19 protein-coding genes and 1 pseudogene are annotated in these 13,524 nt (G+C 68.9%); 7 read left to right on the top strand and 13 right to left on the bottom strand.

The genetic code is table 11. The annotated features are described in order from the left end of the window. Positions 1-58 precede the first annotated feature (58 nt). Together AB8A24_RS33525 and AB8A24_RS33520 are read right to left on the bottom strand one after the other, a co-directional pair. A complete protein-coding gene (locus AB8A24_RS33525) occupies positions 59-643 on the bottom strand; it encodes a hypothetical protein (protein WP_328959671.1) in 585 nt (194 codons plus the stop codon). Positions 644-834: 191 nt separating this feature from the next. Next, complete coding sequence (locus AB8A24_RS33520; RefSeq protein WP_328959672.1) at positions 835-1,803, bottom strand: caspase family protein; 969 nt, start codon at positions 1,801-1,803, stop codon at positions 835-837. 295 nt (positions 1,804-2,098) lie between these two features. Between AB8A24_RS33520 and AB8A24_RS33515 the strand changes: the two genes are divergently transcribed. Further along, positions 2,099-2,260, top strand: coding sequence for a hypothetical protein (locus AB8A24_RS33515; protein WP_328959673.1), 162 nt, complete (start codon positions 2,099-2,101; stop codon positions 2,258-2,260). Between the two features lie 98 nt (positions 2,261-2,358). Here AB8A24_RS33515 and AB8A24_RS33510 read toward each other — a convergent pair whose 3' ends face one another. Together AB8A24_RS33510 and AB8A24_RS33505 are read right to left on the bottom strand one after the other, a co-directional pair. Then, on the bottom strand, positions 2,359-2,730 hold the full coding sequence (locus AB8A24_RS33510; protein ID WP_328959674.1) for a hypothetical protein: 372 nt from the start codon (positions 2,728-2,730) through the stop codon (positions 2,359-2,361). 263 nt (positions 2,731-2,993) lie between these two features. Next, positions 2,994-3,134: a hypothetical protein gene (locus tag AB8A24_RS33505; protein WP_328959675.1), complete on the bottom strand. Its 141-nt coding sequence runs from the start codon at positions 3,132-3,134 to the stop codon at positions 2,994-2,996. Between the two features lie 121 nt (positions 3,135-3,255). Between AB8A24_RS33505 and AB8A24_RS33500 the strand changes: the two genes are divergently transcribed. Continuing rightward, positions 3,256-3,597: a papain-like cysteine protease family protein gene (locus tag AB8A24_RS33500; RefSeq protein ID WP_328959676.1), complete on the top strand. Its 342-nt coding sequence runs from the start codon at positions 3,256-3,258 to the stop codon at positions 3,595-3,597. A gap of 23 nt (positions 3,598-3,620) precedes the next feature. After that, complete coding sequence (locus AB8A24_RS33495; protein ID WP_328959677.1) at positions 3,621-4,616, top strand: hypothetical protein; 996 nt, start codon at positions 3,621-3,623, stop codon at positions 4,614-4,616. A gap of 235 nt (positions 4,617-4,851) precedes the next feature. Here the strand turns inward: AB8A24_RS33495 and AB8A24_RS33490 are convergent, their stop codons facing one another. Together AB8A24_RS33490 and AB8A24_RS33485 are read right to left on the bottom strand one after the other, a co-directional pair. Next, positions 4,852-5,052 (bottom strand): hypothetical protein, encoded by a 201-nt coding sequence (locus AB8A24_RS33490; protein ID WP_266478792.1) that lies wholly within the window; start codon positions 5,050-5,052, stop codon positions 4,852-4,854. 122 nt (positions 5,053-5,174) lie between these two features. Continuing rightward, positions 5,175-5,558 carry a hypothetical protein gene (locus tag AB8A24_RS33485; RefSeq protein ID WP_328959678.1) on the bottom strand — a complete coding sequence of 128 codons (384 nt, stop codon included), beginning with the start codon at positions 5,556-5,558 and terminating at the stop codon, positions 5,175-5,177. 622 nt (positions 5,559-6,180) lie between these two features. On the opposite strand from AB8A24_RS33485, the gene AB8A24_RS33480 reads away from it, so the two are divergent. Continuing rightward, entirely contained in the window at positions 6,181-6,570 is a 390-nt protein-coding gene (locus AB8A24_RS33480; RefSeq protein WP_328959679.1) for a hypothetical protein, read from the top strand. Between the two features lie 429 nt (positions 6,571-6,999). Here AB8A24_RS33480 and AB8A24_RS33475 read toward each other — a convergent pair whose 3' ends face one another. Continuing rightward, positions 7,000-7,425: a DUF3592 domain-containing protein gene (locus AB8A24_RS33475; RefSeq protein ID WP_328959680.1), complete on the bottom strand. Its 426-nt coding sequence runs from the start codon at positions 7,423-7,425 to the stop codon at positions 7,000-7,002. Between the two features lie 169 nt (positions 7,426-7,594). On the opposite strand from AB8A24_RS33475, the gene AB8A24_RS33470 reads away from it, so the two are divergent. Further along, the gene (locus AB8A24_RS33470) at positions 7,595-7,993 is read left to right on the top strand and encodes a hypothetical protein (RefSeq protein WP_328959681.1); all 399 of its coding nucleotides are present in this window, start codon (positions 7,595-7,597) and stop codon (positions 7,991-7,993) included. Positions 7,994-8,303: 310 nt separating this feature from the next. Then, positions 8,304-8,993, top strand: a complete 690-nt coding sequence (locus tag AB8A24_RS33465; protein WP_369478374.1) for a DUF6882 domain-containing protein — start codon at positions 8,304-8,306, stop codon at positions 8,991-8,993. Here the strand turns inward: AB8A24_RS33465 and AB8A24_RS33460 are convergent. Both AB8A24_RS33460 and AB8A24_RS33455 read right to left on the bottom strand, forming a co-directional pair. Continuing rightward, complete coding sequence (locus tag AB8A24_RS33460) at positions 8,902-9,372, bottom strand: hypothetical protein (protein WP_369478375.1); 471 nt, start codon at positions 9,370-9,372, stop codon at positions 8,902-8,904. The two genes, AB8A24_RS33465 and AB8A24_RS33460, sit on opposite strands and share 92 nt — an antisense overlap. Before the next feature lie 121 nt (positions 9,373-9,493). Further along, positions 9,494-9,805, bottom strand: coding sequence for a hypothetical protein (locus AB8A24_RS33455; RefSeq protein ID WP_328959684.1), 312 nt, complete (start codon positions 9,803-9,805; stop codon positions 9,494-9,496). Positions 9,806-10,022: 217 nt separating this feature from the next. Between AB8A24_RS33455 and AB8A24_RS33450 the strand changes: the two genes are divergently transcribed. Further along, the gene (locus AB8A24_RS33450) at positions 10,023-10,196 is read left to right on the top strand and encodes a hypothetical protein (RefSeq protein WP_266478820.1); all 174 of its coding nucleotides are present in this window, start codon (positions 10,023-10,025) and stop codon (positions 10,194-10,196) included. Between the two features lie 118 nt (positions 10,197-10,314). On the opposite strand, the pseudogene AB8A24_RS33445 reads toward AB8A24_RS33450, so the two are convergent. The 4 genes and pseudogenes from AB8A24_RS33445 to AB8A24_RS33430 all read right to left on the bottom strand — a co-directional run. Then, positions 10,315-10,887: pseudogene (locus AB8A24_RS33445) on the bottom strand (universal stress protein); the annotation flags it as partial. 400 nt (positions 10,888-11,287) lie between these two features. After that, positions 11,288-11,947 carry a hypothetical protein gene (locus AB8A24_RS33440; RefSeq protein WP_369478376.1) on the bottom strand — a complete coding sequence of 220 codons (660 nt, stop codon included), beginning with the start codon at positions 11,945-11,947 and terminating at the stop codon, positions 11,288-11,290. Between the two features lie 9 nt (positions 11,948-11,956). After that, the gene (locus tag AB8A24_RS33435; RefSeq protein WP_266478830.1) at positions 11,957-12,130 is read right to left on the bottom strand and encodes a hypothetical protein; all 174 of its coding nucleotides are present in this window, start codon (positions 12,128-12,130) and stop codon (positions 11,957-11,959) included. Positions 12,131-12,298: 168 nt separating this feature from the next. Further along, positions 12,299-12,811: an EF-hand domain-containing protein gene (locus AB8A24_RS33430; protein ID WP_369478377.1), complete on the bottom strand. Its 513-nt coding sequence runs from the start codon at positions 12,809-12,811 to the stop codon at positions 12,299-12,301. Positions 12,812-13,524: the final 713 nt, after the last annotated feature.

Here is a 13,524-nt window from a genome sequence, read left to right as displayed (position 1 = left end):
GGGGAGGGGGGGGAGGGCTGGGGTCTGTCGTCGTCCGGGCCCGCGCCGTCCACGGTCGTCAGAAGTGGAACGAGAAATCCAGGAACTTGGTGCTCGAGGTGGCGAAGGTCAGGGCGTCCCGGAAGTAGGCCGGATCGGAGTCCTTCGGCGGCTTGGGCATCGTCGGGTACTGCCCGGACGTGGCGAAGTCCTTCTTGTCGGACAGGACCTGCACGGTTCCCTCGGCGAGGATCAGCGCGAGCGTGGTGGCGTAGTCGACCCAGCCCGGGTCCTTGCGCCGGTGTGCGGGCACGCTGTCGATCGCCGAGATCAGGTCCTTCTTCTGCGGCTTGAAGTCCTTGGTGGCGATGTCGATGATCAGCGGCCCGAGGACTTCGACCGCCTGCCATACGAGGGGCCAGATCTTCTCGTCCGGCACGTTGTCGACCTTGGTGTCGACGAAGTCCTTGGTGGCCACCTTGTAGCCCTTGGGGTTGGCCTCGGCGGCGGCGACGTAGTTCTCCAGCAGCGACCAGGTGATCGTCGCCACGTCGCCGTAGGCGTTGGACGTCTCGAAGTCCTTGCCGGAGGCGTCCCCGGCGAAGGCCGCCTCAAGCTGCTCCTTGAACCGTTCGGCCCTGGGGTCGAGTGATGTAGCGGTCATCTCTCCGCTCCTGAGTGATCTTGCCGATGGTCGTCGGCGTTCTTCGCGGCGCCACTGGCACCGCTGCCCTTCTTCGGGGCTTTCTGCTGGGGTTTCGGGGCATTCGGTGCGGCAGGCGGCGCCTGCTTCTTCCTGGCGGTCTGGGGACTGGCCTGAGCGGCTGGGTTCGACGACCTCGGCAAGTAGGCCTCCTAGCGATCGCTCAGGTTCTCGTACAGCCACGCCTCGACTGAGTCGCCGATGTTCGAGATCTGCTCGTCGGGTTTGAAGGACTTGGTCCCGCCGCCCGTGGAGAAGAGGGTCTGGGTGAGCAGGTGTGGCTGCGCGAAAGGTGCCATGGCGATGGGGTGCTGGGTCATGTTGAGCCGGTCGAGGCGTTGGCTCACCAGCCTGTTGAGTTCAGCCACCGGTAGGTCCGGACGGATGTCGTTGATTAGCGCGTAGGTGAAGGCGGACAGCTGATCGGTGGGCGGGCTTCCCGCGGCTGCCGTCTCGTTCGCCAGGCAGGCCGAGAACAACACTCCGTTGAGTTCGGCCGCGGCTTCCTTGACCGATTTGGCCGCCGGGACGCCGACCGGGTTGATCATGAGGTTCTTGGCGATGGCTCCGGCGTCGGCGGTGGCCGATCGGCCGAAGAACTTGAACTGGGTCACCTGTGCGAGCAGTTGGGCGTCGCGGTCGGCTCGTTCCGGGTCGGGCGTCCAGAACTTGCCCTTGGCGACGTGACACTGTGTGGACCCGTTCTTCTGCGTGGTGACGAATCGCTTGCTCATGCCGCCGGAGTGGCAGGAGTCCAGGATCACCGTCAGCACGTTCGGCGGCAGTGCAAGGGTGCGGCCTACCAGGTCGGTGTCTTTGAGGAAGCCGTCGTAGAGGCAGAGCACCTCGACCATGGTGCTGCCCTCGGGATAGCTGTATCCGTGGGAGGACTGGAAGAAGACGATCTGGTCTCCGGAAGTCACTCCGGTGAACAGCCGCTGGTCGAGGACGTTGGTCAGCGTCGCGTTCTGGTTGTGTACGAGCTGGATGTCCGTGGGGTCGAAGTCGTACAACCCTTCGAGCATGTTCCTGATCGCGAGCGTGTCGGCGACGCAGGAGTTAAGGTTGTTTCGCGGATCCGGGTAGAGGTCGATGCCCACGAGCAGGGCGCGTTTGGTCATGGTGGTCCTCGGGATCACGTCGAGGTGCGAGAGGGTGCCGGATGATCACGCAGCGTGATACAAAAACTGCAGAAGGTGAGCTTTTCAGGCAAAACGACACGCTGGATCATGGGTTTGGTGACGCGAAGGGCCCAGTACGGGAAGTAGACCGATGCCCGCCGCCGACCTCCCCCGCCTGCGGACTCTGGTCATCCACCTGCGGGGCGAGCTGGGGCGCGCCAAGCGGGGCATTGCCGCGGCCGAGGAGCGCGAGGCCGCTACGGTGCGGCAGCAACCGGCGCCTGTGGCGTGACTGGTGGAGCGCGGAATGGGCGCGGGCCGGCTCCCGGCCCGCCTCCACACCGAGGGCTGCTGGGACACCGGCACGGCCGGCGCACCGCGCGAGGCCGGGCCCGCCCAGCCGGCCTCGTCTGTGAGCAACACCACCACACCGATCGCCGACCCCTCGGCCAAGTAGGTGGTGGACGGTCCGCTCGGGCGTGCAGATGCCGCCGCGGACACACGACTGCGCCCCGGCCGCACGGGCCGGGGCGCAGTCGTGTGCAGAGTGACCGGTCAGGCTCCGATGCCGACGGAGGAGACGTAGGCGTAGGCGGCGTAGTCGGAGTCGAGGTCGGTGATGACGTCGTCCCAGATCTCGTCCACCATCGCCTCGTCCCGGGCGGCCCACGCGCTGACGAGGTCGGGCCAGATGTACCGGACCGTGATGGACCTGTCGCTCAGGGGGCGGCTGTACTTTGCGTCGACGTGGCTCTGGTCGACGGGGTAGATGAGACGGGGCGGGTCCGCGGGCAGTGCGGGAGCAGAACTTTCCTCCCTGCCGCCCGTGCCGGGCCTGCGCGGCCGTCTCGCCGCCGAACTGGCGCACGCCGAACAGTCGAATCCCCCGACGTCCTCCGCCGAGCAGGGGCGCCCGTGTCGGCCCATCGCCGTCTGGGCGCGGGATCCTGGCGGACGGACCGCTGATCGGTCGCGCCTGCGGAGCGCGACCGCGACATCGAAGGCCGCGGACAGCGTCGCCCCGACCCAGCCGAGCGCTGCAGTCGGGGCGGTCCGCGCGCGGGACGGGCACCGGCCAGCTGTCCCTGAGTCCTGCTCAGGGGCAGTGTCCTGGTGAACACTCGACGCGTCTTGGGCGCAGACCCCCGTCCTGCGGCTGCTCCCCGGTCAGAGGCGCGTCCCACGTCCTCTCAGCGCCCGGTCCCCTCCTCGTTCCGGTGCTCCTGTTCCTTGTCCTTGTCCTTGCGGTCGCGGTAGATCTCCAGGCCCACGGACAGGAGGGCGGCGGCGATGGAAAGAAGGTCCGCCGCGATGGCGATGGTGTCGTTCATGAAGTGCTCCTACGGTCTGCTGGTCCCGCGATCTGCGGCGTGAGGCAGACGATGGAGGGGAGTTGGGTTGTCCGGACCCCCTGGACAGGACACCGCAGGTAGGTTCCGGACGGAGAGGTGGTTGTCCGGGACAGACAACAACCAGCCCGCGACGCTGGAAGACATGGCCAACGGCCTGGCCAGGCTTGGGCTGAGGAACAGCGGCCGCAGCCTGTACCGCAACGCCTCGTTCAGTGAGTCCGCCGCCGAGGTCGCCGCAGGCCGGCCGTTCGCCGTCCGGTTCGGCTGGCGCACCGGAGGCGGTCACATGAACGTCATCTACGGATACGACAGCGCCACCAACATGATCGCGGTCGGCGACCCGTGGCAGACCACCCAGACCTACACCTGGTGGAACCACTCCACTTACGCGAACAACAACTCGTTCCAGTGGACCCACTCCCGCATCGGCATCCAGGGCTGAGGAGCAGACCGACCATGCAGACCATGCGACACACGAAGCATGCGGCAGTCCGGGCCGCCGTCCTCGCCACGACCGCGCTCGCCGCCGCCCTGTGCGGAATCGTTCCCGCACACGCTGCGGAGGGCGACGACATCGCGGGCTACCCGTCCGCCCAGCAGGCCCTCCGGAGCGACCAACTCCGCGACACCGTCTCCCGCTTCCTGGTCTCGGCCAGACAGGCCGGCACTGCCTCCGCCGCTGACGGCGGCGCCGTCGGCGCTCCCGGCAACGCGCCCGCCGCGGTCGCCGCGCCGCCCGGGTTCGATCTCACCAAGGACCCGGTCCCGATGTTCGAGATCAGCCCCGAGTTCGTGACCGGCAAGACCCAGGCGACCCCGCAGACGGCGCTCCGGCTCTCCTACCTGGCGTCCCGGGTGACCGCCTCCGACGGCAAGCACGCCGCCGTTCTGCTCGCGCCCAAGGGGAACGCGGCTCCGACGGGAAGCGGTGTGCAGAACGTCGGTGCGGAGGGCTGGCAGCTGGCCGGCATCCGGGACGGGGACGCCGAGGTCGGCTTTGCCGAGCGCGGCACCCCACAGGCCCGTACCTTCACCGAGCCGCAGATCCACGCCTGGTACCGGCTCACCGCCGAAGGCATGGTCGAGCCGCTCAACGAGGAGGCGACCACCGGCCTCGGCGGAAAGCGCGGCATCACCCTCGCCGTCTACCAGAAGCTGGTCACCGCCCGCTACGGCGACAAGATGCCCGGCTCTGAGTACGACCGCAAGGGCCTGGCCGGCGGGTACGGCGGCCTCGTGGAGGACCAGCCGGAGCAGGTCGCCGCCGCGTCCGGGAAACCGGCTGCCGAGGCGTCCTGGCAGCCGCTGTCCGTCACCGGTGCCGCAGCCCTGGCGGCGGTCGCCGGTGCGGTGGTGTACGCGCGCCGCCGGCGGACCGCCACCACCCAGCTGACCCGACTCCACGAGGGCCGGGCCCCCTCCGTGCACAGCCCGACGACTTCCCTCGTCGGATACGCATGAGCTCGGGAAGGAGGCCCGGCCGTGCGGTCCACGCCCCAGCCCGGGTCCCCGGTCCGGGCGAACCGCTCCCACGCGGCACGGAGCCGTTCCGCCAAGCCGCCCGGAACCGGGCCCGGACCCGGGCCCAACAAGCCCTGCGCACTGCGGAGCTCGGGCAGCTCCGTCCGCCCGACGGCGCCGGCCCGCGCCGTTGCCTTCAACCGCCGTTGCACGGCGACGGCCGGGGCCCGTGTCGTCACCGCAGGTCGTCGTCCTCGTCCTCCAGGGCGGGGGGCGCCTGCCACGTCAGGGTCTCCAGGGGCGAGTGCAGGCGCCGGGCAGGGCCGGGGAGGGGCGCCATCACGGCGGATGCCTCGTCGCTGAAGTAGACGACGGGCTGGTCCGGGGTGCTGGCAGACGCGGGTGCTGCCGTGCGTGAAGTCTTCGTGGTGGTCATCTGGTCCCCCTGGTTGGTCACGGGCCCTGCCCGGTTGAAGGCCGGCACACAGGCCGGCGGCGACAGCGTATCCAGTTTCCGAACTGCGGCCGAAGGAGATTTCCTTGGGCCGCTTCCGCAGGTCAGGCCCCCTCACCCCGGATCGGCGCTCGCCGCCCTTGGGACAGTCGCGGGTTCGGATTGCGCTGCGGGCTCGCGCGGCGCTGCGGCCTCCCGCCCCAAAGTTCTCGGTCGTCCGCCGCCGCGCGGGCAGCGCTCGGGTGCCACCGGACCGGTCGCAGCGGCCGTCGCGGCTCGTACAGCCGACCCCCCGCACCCTGGACCGGTTCGGCCGCCTTGCCGACGACGTGGGACATCTCGTCCAGGAGCATGACGGAGGGCGTCGGCGCCACCAGAGCGACGTCCACGGCCGGTCCTCGCTCACGCACCGCGCGCGCCAGCTGGTGCAGCTCTTCGTGGCCGGGATGGCGGGCCCGGACATCGTCCTCGTCCAGGAACACGGTCACGCCCCCCTCCACGGTGTCCGCGAACGGTCCGAACTACTGCTGGGCGGCTTCCGGCCCGAGCTCGCGGCATTCGACGGTGTGCAGGGCGCGCCTCAGCATGGCCGCCACCTGGCCGGCGTCGGCGTCGGCCGCGCCTTGCCGCGTGCGATGCGGCCGGTGAACCGTGCCGGGTCTGACGATTGATCGCTCATCGTGCGGTTCTCCTTCTTCCAGGGTCGGCGGGTGTCAGGACTGGTCGAGGTACATCTCGTACCAGGCAGTCAGTTGGGCGGGGTCCTGCGGGATGGACCTGACCAGACGGAGAAGTCCTTCCCGGACGGGGCGGACCTCCTGGCAGGCCAGGGCGGACAGGTCCGTGGTGCGCAGGGCTGCGAAGCCGGCGACGTGACGCTCTTCGAAGGTACGCGCGCCGGCGAGGCTGTCGGCTGCGGCAAGGTAGCGGGTGACGAGCCCGCCGAGGTGCGCGGGCGTTGAGGCGAGAGTGGGCGGAAGCGGTGCCGTCGTTGATGGCCGCGTTGCAGGCCAGAGCAGACAAGGCCCAGATGTGGGGCGGGCGGGACGGTGGCTGCGGGCCCACCGGATTTCCGGGCGGTCAGGCCGTCATGCTGACTAGGATTGACCCATGACTAGTCGACGTCAGCTGATACTTCGCCTGTCACTGCCCCTGCCCCTGCTGTTGGCGTCCACGCTCTCCCTGGCGGCCTGCAGCTCGACGCCCTCCAAGGCCACGGTGGCGTCGCGCGAGTTTGCCAAGTCCGCCTGCGCCTCCCTGCAGCAGCTGACCGACCACCTCGCCCGCCCCCGGCCGTCAAATCTGACCGACCCCTACTACCAGACCGCCGAGCAGTACCTGAACACGGCGACCAACCGCGCCGCCGACGCGGCTCAACAGGACCACGGCTACCAGGAGTTCGCCGACACCCTGCACCGGGCGGCCGAGACCTGGCAGGTCACCTTCACGCTGGACGAGGCCGAGCCGCTGATCCAGCAGGCGCGGAAGGAGAAGTGCTGACGCTCTGGACGTGAACCTAGTCGGGTGCAGATCTTCTGGGTGTGCCTGTTCGTCCTGGCTGACCTGCCGTTGCCCCTTCCAGCCCCTCAGGCCGAACCCCTGGTGCTCGGACCACTCCTTCGAGCAGGAGTTCACCAGAGGCTGTGACCAGCGGGAATGTGCGGCATGCGGAACCTCCACGGCTCACCTCGAGCCGTCCCGCGCCCGCCAGTGGTGCTCGGGCACCTGCCGGCAAAGAGCGGTCCTCCGGCGAGCCGGACTCCGGGATCGCGCAGCTCAAGCCCCTGCCGATCCGGCTTCGCTGTCTTCAACCATGCAGTGATCCATCTTCGCTGGCGTAAACAGCCGTCCGTCCAACTTCGATGACAATGGTCCAGCTTCGCTGTCACAGGTCACGGACCTAGGGTTCCTGGCGGGCGCCCGTGGTGCTCAGGCACTGATCAGCAAGACCAGGAGAACGGACAGGGTGCCAGCTGTGAGCGCCGCTCCCACGACGGTGAACACCCGGTAGACCGACGGGTTGTCCCAGCCTCGGATCTCGAAGCGGCGGGGGTTCTCCTCGTCGTAGAGGACCGCGACCGAGTTGCCGATGCCGTAGCCGTGGAGAACGGTGCCCCGGCCGAAGCTGGAGGGGTACGTGCAGTCGCGGCCGTCCCGGGTCGTCCAGGCGACGACAGGGTGGTGGTACTTGGCTCCGTCGTCGTCTCGCCGGGTGTCGTGACGCACAACTCGGCCTACCGCAGTAATTCCGGTGCGTCGGAGCGCGCGGGCGCGGCGGAGTCCATACCCACCAGCGCAGAGGAAGCTCACGCCGATCAGCAGCGGTATGAGCGAGAAGAGCCATTCGCGTTCCATGTGGTGTCCGACGCGCAAGTGGGGACATTGGTTGCCGGGTGCAGACGTGCCCTCGGCATGTCATCGACCCGGACGCTGAACATGCCGAAGGCAGCCGACTCACCCAAGCCCTCGGCGCGCGCTCAGGGTCGAGAATGGTCAGGAGCTGCCAGACCGACCGAGGAGCACCTTGTCTCACACCAGCCGCTGGCACCTGCAGGGTTCTGCTGACCATTCCTACTCCGGCGAGGAGGCTCGACAGCTCCTTCGACACCGGTGGGACTGGGCCACGCAGGAGACGCGATTCGAGAATGAGGCGGGGCACATCCTGACTGTGGTCACCAACGGCCAGCGCGCCAGGGTCGTCTTGCTGAACGAGAACGGCGACCTCGGCGAACACCTCATCGATCCGCGCGGCACAGACTCTTCCGGCGGCTACCCGTTGTCCAATGGGCAGAGCGGCACCCACGCCGACCGCGAGACCGTCACCTTCGAGGCGGCCGGCCATGCCGTGGCGCACCTCATCGCTCATGGCGTTTGGCCGCCCGAGGTCACCGTCGAACGCGGCCGCCCACGGGGGCGCTCTTAGATCGCTCGGCACCGTCGCGGGACCGGGCCGCCCGTACGGTGAACGCCCGAGCCGGTGCCGCTGCTGGGCCCCTGCCCGGCCCCGTCCACTGGGACATGGGCTGGGTACACGGTCATGACCTGCCGTTGCTCCTCCCGGAAGCGATGCTCGAGCGCATCTGCTGAAACCCTGCTCAACGCCGGTCCGACGAGGCCTCACGCTCCGCCAGACGGCGCCAGCGGCTCACAAGTGCTCTCTGACTGGGACAGCCGCCCGCCAGCAGCGACCCTATGCTGCGGACCCGTCAGGCCGTCCGCATAAGGTCGATGTCATGATCACGCGATTCGGCGACCCGTTCCTGTCCGAGACCGAGCGCCACACCGCCTGGGGCGTGGCCCAGCTCGAGGCCCTCGGCTCGTTCCTACCCGAAGGCCCGTGGACGGCGGACCTGCCGTCCTGCCTGTACCGCCAAGGCACCCTCGAATTGCGCGTCTCGGTGCTCGGCACCTACGACGCCGAGGAGCGGTCGTGGATGTGGGGCTGGGCAAACCCCGGCCTGCAAGGCACCGAAGTAGTCGCCCTCTCGGCCGCCGTCGAGCGCTACGGACGGGCCCACGGCATAGCGGAACTCACGGCCCCGACGCTGGACCTGTCGGGCTTCCCCGACCCGCGGCGCGCCGCCGAGACCCTCGCGTTCGCCGGGATGGGCGTGGCCCAGGCCCCGGGTTACATCGGAGTCCCCGCCGGCTCCGGAACGCAGTTGTACTTCCTGCCCGACGACCCGCAGGTTCCTCAGGCACCGCTGGACCCCGTCGCGCTGCCGCGGATCCTCGTGGCTGGCGCGGGTCTCATCGGGCACTCCCCGCGGCTGGCCGTCATGGGATTCTTCGACCACCATGGCCTCCCTGTGAGCCAGACGGACAGAAGTCTCACGGCCGAGCTCCCCGGAGGCAGCCCGGTGAACATCCAATTCGACGCCCTCGACCGCATCGCCGAAGTAACACTGAATAGCCTCTCCTAGGGCTTACGAGGCCAGCTGGTGCGCTACGGCATCCGGGGCTGGGCTGCGTGGAGTCCGGGGCGGTGGCGGTGCGCGGGTGCCGTGCGCGGGTGTCGGCCGCGGTCGGCCAGCGGTCGGGGTTCTTGTCGAGGAGTTCCAGGACCAGTTGCTCGAGCTCGCGGGGGGTGCCGGGGCGCAGGGCGGACAGCGGGGCCGGCGCGTCGTTGAGGTGTTGGTTGAGGATCTGCCAGCCCGTGCCGGTGAAGGGGATGCTGCCAGTGACGAGCTCGTGGAGGAGGCAACCGAGCGAGTAGAGGTCGCTGGGCGTGCCCAGGGTGGTGTCCCCGCGGGCCTGCTCGGGTGACGTGTAGGCGGGGGTGTCGATGGCGAGGCCGGTCACGGTCAGGGTGTGGTGGGTGGCCGGCAGCGCACCGTCGGTCGGGCACCCGCCCGACGGTGCTCTGGAGCATACGTAAACGCCTTTCCGGAAGTTGGCGAAGCGCGTGTGAGATGGCCGGCTGTCAGTCCTTGAGCGGGTCGACGGTGCCGGGTGTCTTCCCCTTCGCCACGGAGACGATCGGGAGTCGGGAGCGCAGGAGCTGTCTGAGGATCTGCTCGACCTGGGGCAGGGCGATGCACGCGGCGGCGTCGAGCTCGCCCAGCCAGAAGTACCCGAAGGCGTCGGCGAGGGTTCGGGCGCGCGGCTCCGGCAGGACGGTGTCGTGGGCCAGGGCGGTGCTGAGCTCGGCGTCGTCGGGTGCGAAGCGCTCGTGGATGCGGTCGAGCTGATCGGCGGTGAGGTGCCCGAGAAGATCGATCGCGAGGACCTGCAATTCGACGGCGTGGTCGTCGTCGGCGTCGACGGGCGGGTGACCTGGACGGGGCCGGCGGTGTTGATACGCGTGCGCGGAATCCGCAGCAGCCCTTCCAGCGCGTGCGCGTCGTCGGCGTGCTTGCGCATCGCTGGATGGATGTCTTGTGCGGTCCGCCACAGGGCCTCTCGCAAGTTAGGGGCGGGTCCCGGAGGCGGAGGAGCGGCTACGGGCGACCGTGGCCAAGCTCAGGACGACCGTCGCGAACCAACGGGCCGAGATCGAAGACCTCCGCCATCTGGTAACCAGCCTGACCCTCGCCAGCGCCGTTCTCACCCAGGGGCACGATGCGTCGGCAGAACCCGTCCTGGCACCGGAGAATGTCATCCCGTTCCCTCCGTTCACCAGCTGAGCCCTCGGCGCGGGGCCTTCCCGGATGGAACGGACGACTGAGAACAGAGATCCGTAAATGCTGGTACACGATCGAGGTACCGCATTCCGCCGCGGCCGAAGGGCACGGGCGGCGGCGGTCAGGGGCTCTCGCCGGGGCTGCGGACCACCGCCACTGGGCAGTGTGCATGATGCAGCAGTGCCTGGCTCACCGATCCCAGCAGCAGTCCGGCGAAACCTCCGCGCCCGCGCGCGCCGACCACCAGCAGCTGAGCCGTGCGGCTCGCCTCGATCAGCGTCTCCCGGGTCCCGCCCTGCACAACTTCGCGTTTCACCTGCACCCCCGGGTATCTCTCCTGGTGGCCCGCGAGCACCTCGGACAGCAGAGCTTCCTGCCTTGCCTTCAGGGCTTGCGGCTCGTTCGCGTACGGCATCGCCTCGTCCTGCGGCGGTGGCATCGGCGTGTTCCAGGTGGTCCAGGCGTGCAAAGCAACGATGTCGACCCCGCGCAGCACCGCCTCGGCGAAGGCGAAGTCAACCGCTCCGGAAGCGGCCGAGGAGCCGTCGACACCCACCACGATCGGCCCCATGCCCTCACCTTGCCCACGCACGACGAGGACCGGGCACCGGCCATGAGCTGCCAGATGCACGGCCGTCGATCCGACCATCAGCCCGACGAAGCCGCCCATGCCGCGAGACCCGACGACTCCCATGGCCCAAGACGAACCTTCTGCAACACCCTTTAGGCGCAGCCGTACGAAGCGCAGCGGATGTCTCCACGCATCTCGGTCGATGGCGGTGTCCGCGCCGGCTTCCGCAACCAGCTCGAAGAACCAGCATCAGGTCGAGGGATTCGCGGCCGCCCCAGGTGACCGTGGATCGTACGCCGGTCCAGGGATGGTCGGGGCCGGCCTGGGTGGGGTGGTCGGCGAGAGAGCAGGAGGCGTTCGGTTTCAGGGGCGCAGTGCGGCCGACGGCGCGAAGCCCGCCGTTTTGGTCGTAGCGTCTGGTCGAAGAGCCGAGGACGAGCGGCTGTGGCCGCCGGAGGCCGGCCAGGCCGGCGTCATCCGAGCGGGGCGCGCCTTGGGACCAAATGCCTGGCGTCCGATGTGCTTAGTCCGTGAGGAAGGCACCTTCGCGGCAAGCGCGGCAGACGAAGACGTAGCCCAGCTGACCGCCGAGGTTCATCGCGGTCTGCCAGGAGATCCCTTCCTCCAGATGCGCCGCGAATTCCATCGTGCCGGCGCAGGAGGGGCATGCGGGCAGTCGGTCGTCCTCGAGGTAGGAGGGGCTGCCTCCTAGCGACCCGAGCACTTCGCGTTGCTTACCGAATCGTTCCTCGGGTTCCCGCTTCCATCCCGAGCGGGCAAGGTCGTATGCGTCAGGCACGAGTTCGTCGTCGTCATCGTGGTCGTCGTCTTCGGGGTCGACCGTCACGACCTGGGTACGGATGGCCGATGTCGTGGGCAGCAGCGTCACTCCCGTCTCGGGCACAGCCACCGGCTGCAGTCCCTCCCGGGGAAACAGGTAGACCCGGTTCGCGCCGGAACTCGCGTCCCAGAACTCACATGCGCCCGGGTCGTTCTGGCACAGGAACACCGACAGGACGCCGTCCTCGACAGGAAGATGAGCAAAGAACTGCAGCGGCCCTCCACAGAAACAACCGCACATGGGCCACGTGAATCCCGCAGGAGCCAACGGCACACCCCCGGTACGCGGGACGTCGGAGTCGGCCGACGCGGTGCCGTCGTAGATCATCAGAGTGGTCTGCATGACGACAGGCTAAAGGCGGCCTATGACATGACCGGTCCCGTCATCGGCAGCCCCTTCGGTCGCCTTCATCAGGCGCATCGACGACTCCCGGGCCAGCAGGCACGAGGCCACCAGGCCCACGGCCTCGCACCCGGACTGCTGGGCCCACCAGCCGCACACGACCAGTACTGTCCCGTCCAGCACGCTGCTAGCGACCGGCGATGCCGGTCCGTCATCACCACCACGCGACCTCGCCCCTCTCATCAGTCCGTTCTCCCCCGCCCGACGCCGTGTCACCGCCCGCGTCCCTGCCCCTTGCCGGCACAGCCTGCTGCCGGTGGGCGGGCACCGGAGCCGCCGGTCCTCATGTCGTCAGCTACCGGCCTCTGCGTGGAGAGCCAGCGCCATGGGAGAGGATCCGTCGGTGACGAAGGAACGGATCTGTGCCAGGTAGGCGTCGCGATCGACACGGCCGTCACCGTCCTCGTCCAGCGCGTCGAACGCCGAACAGGCATTGTCGGCGGGGTTGCCCAGGGCCTGGCGCAGCCGGGTGAACTCCGCCCGGTCGAGATGGCCGTCGCTGTCGGTGTCGGCCGGGTCGAACAGTGATCCCAGAGCTGGCCTGCACACCTCGTCGAAGGCCTCCCCGCCCGCCCACGCCTCGTACTCCGTGAAGGTCACCCGGCTGTCCAGGTTCGCGTCCATCGACGCGAACACCCTCTCGTGCGCGGTGCGTGCCAAGGACACGAGCGGATCGTCGCCCGCCCGGCCCAGGGCCGCTGCCGCGCGTTCGGGCCGGGCCAGATACTCCTGGCGGGAGATGACCCCGTCGCCGTCGACGTCCAGTATCGAGAAGATGTGCCGCTTGGCCGTGATGGTGTCCACCCGGACCCACTTTCCTGCGAAAACCGGAGACACCTCACGAAGCTAGGCGTCAAGTTGACGTTGCACAGCCGGCTTGGGCTGTCCGAAGAGGGATGTGGACATGGCAAGATACGAGGCATGACCATCCGAAAGGCCCATGCCTCGTAAGCCCCCTGGCCGACTCCGGCACGAGTCGTCTCATCCCAGCCGGCAGTCCCGCTCCCGGGCAGCGGCTGCGTCCTTCCGGGACTCCCCGGCCTTCGCACCTTCATCTGCAAGCGGACAGGTGCACCGTGACGCGCTGATCTCGGCTGAGCTGTATGAAGCCTGGGGGCCCCTGGCCTCCTTGCTCTACGGGCACCCGCCTAGCGGCCGAAGATCGTTGATGCTTGTCACCTGCACTCGACTGATGCGGGCGAGTCCGTTCAGCCTCTGGGCACGTCTACGAGAGCTGCTCGCCGAGCGTGGGCTGACCATCCCCACCGCAGTCCTCGTCCATCTCTTCCCTGACGGCCCCGAGTCGGAGACTGGTGTCGTTCTGTCAGATGGGGGTCACGTCTACGAGTTCGACCTCGTCTACAGCCGGATGAGGAAGGGAAGCGACCGCAATGCCGTGATCGAGCACTGGCAGGACATCACGGGCCACTGGCAGGCCCACCCTCTTCGTTCCGAGATCGCAGACGCTCTCATTTGGCGCCCCCCAGCCCGGCGTACGTGCCTTGACTTCGCTGAGG

The organism is Streptomyces sp. BF23-19, assembly GCF_041106355.1.
Classification (GTDB): domain Bacteria; phylum Actinomycetota; class Actinomycetes; order Streptomycetales; family Streptomycetaceae; genus Streptomyces; species Streptomyces virginiae_A.
The sequence above is the reverse complement of the archived record's forward strand: the minus strand, read 5'-3'. Positions and strand labels throughout refer to the sequence as shown.

Coding starts and splice junctions, on each gene's coding strand:
- AB8A24_RS33490 (WP_266478792.1), bottom strand. CDS start 5,052: ATGACCACCACGAAGACTTCACGCACGGCAGCACCCGCGTCTGCCAGC.
- AB8A24_RS33505 (WP_328959675.1), bottom strand. CDS start 3,134: ATGAACGACACCATCGCCATCGCGGCGGACCTTCTTTCCATCGCCGCC.
- AB8A24_RS33440 (WP_369478376.1), bottom strand. CDS start 11,947: ATGCAGACCACTCTGATGATCTACGACGGCACCGCGTCGGCCGACTCC.
- AB8A24_RS33510 (WP_328959674.1), bottom strand. CDS start 2,730: ATGGGCCGACACGGGCGCCCCTGCTCGGCGGAGGACGTCGGGGGATTC.
- AB8A24_RS33465 (WP_369478374.1), top strand. CDS start 8,304: ATGATCACGCGATTCGGCGACCCGTTCCTGTCCGAGACCGAGCGCCAC.
- AB8A24_RS33475 (WP_328959680.1), bottom strand. CDS start 7,425: ATGGAACGCGAATGGCTCTTCTCGCTCATACCGCTGCTGATCGGCGTG.
- AB8A24_RS33495 (WP_328959677.1), top strand. CDS start 3,621: ATGCGACACACGAAGCATGCGGCAGTCCGGGCCGCCGTCCTCGCCACG.
- AB8A24_RS33520 (WP_328959672.1), bottom strand. CDS start 1,803: ATGACCAAACGCGCCCTGCTCGTGGGCATCGACCTCTACCCGGATCCG.
- AB8A24_RS33525 (WP_328959671.1), bottom strand. CDS start 643: ATGACCGCTACATCACTCGACCCCAGGGCCGAACGGTTCAAGGAGCAG.
- AB8A24_RS33480 (WP_328959679.1), top strand. CDS start 6,181: ATGACTAGTCGACGTCAGCTGATACTTCGCCTGTCACTGCCCCTGCCC.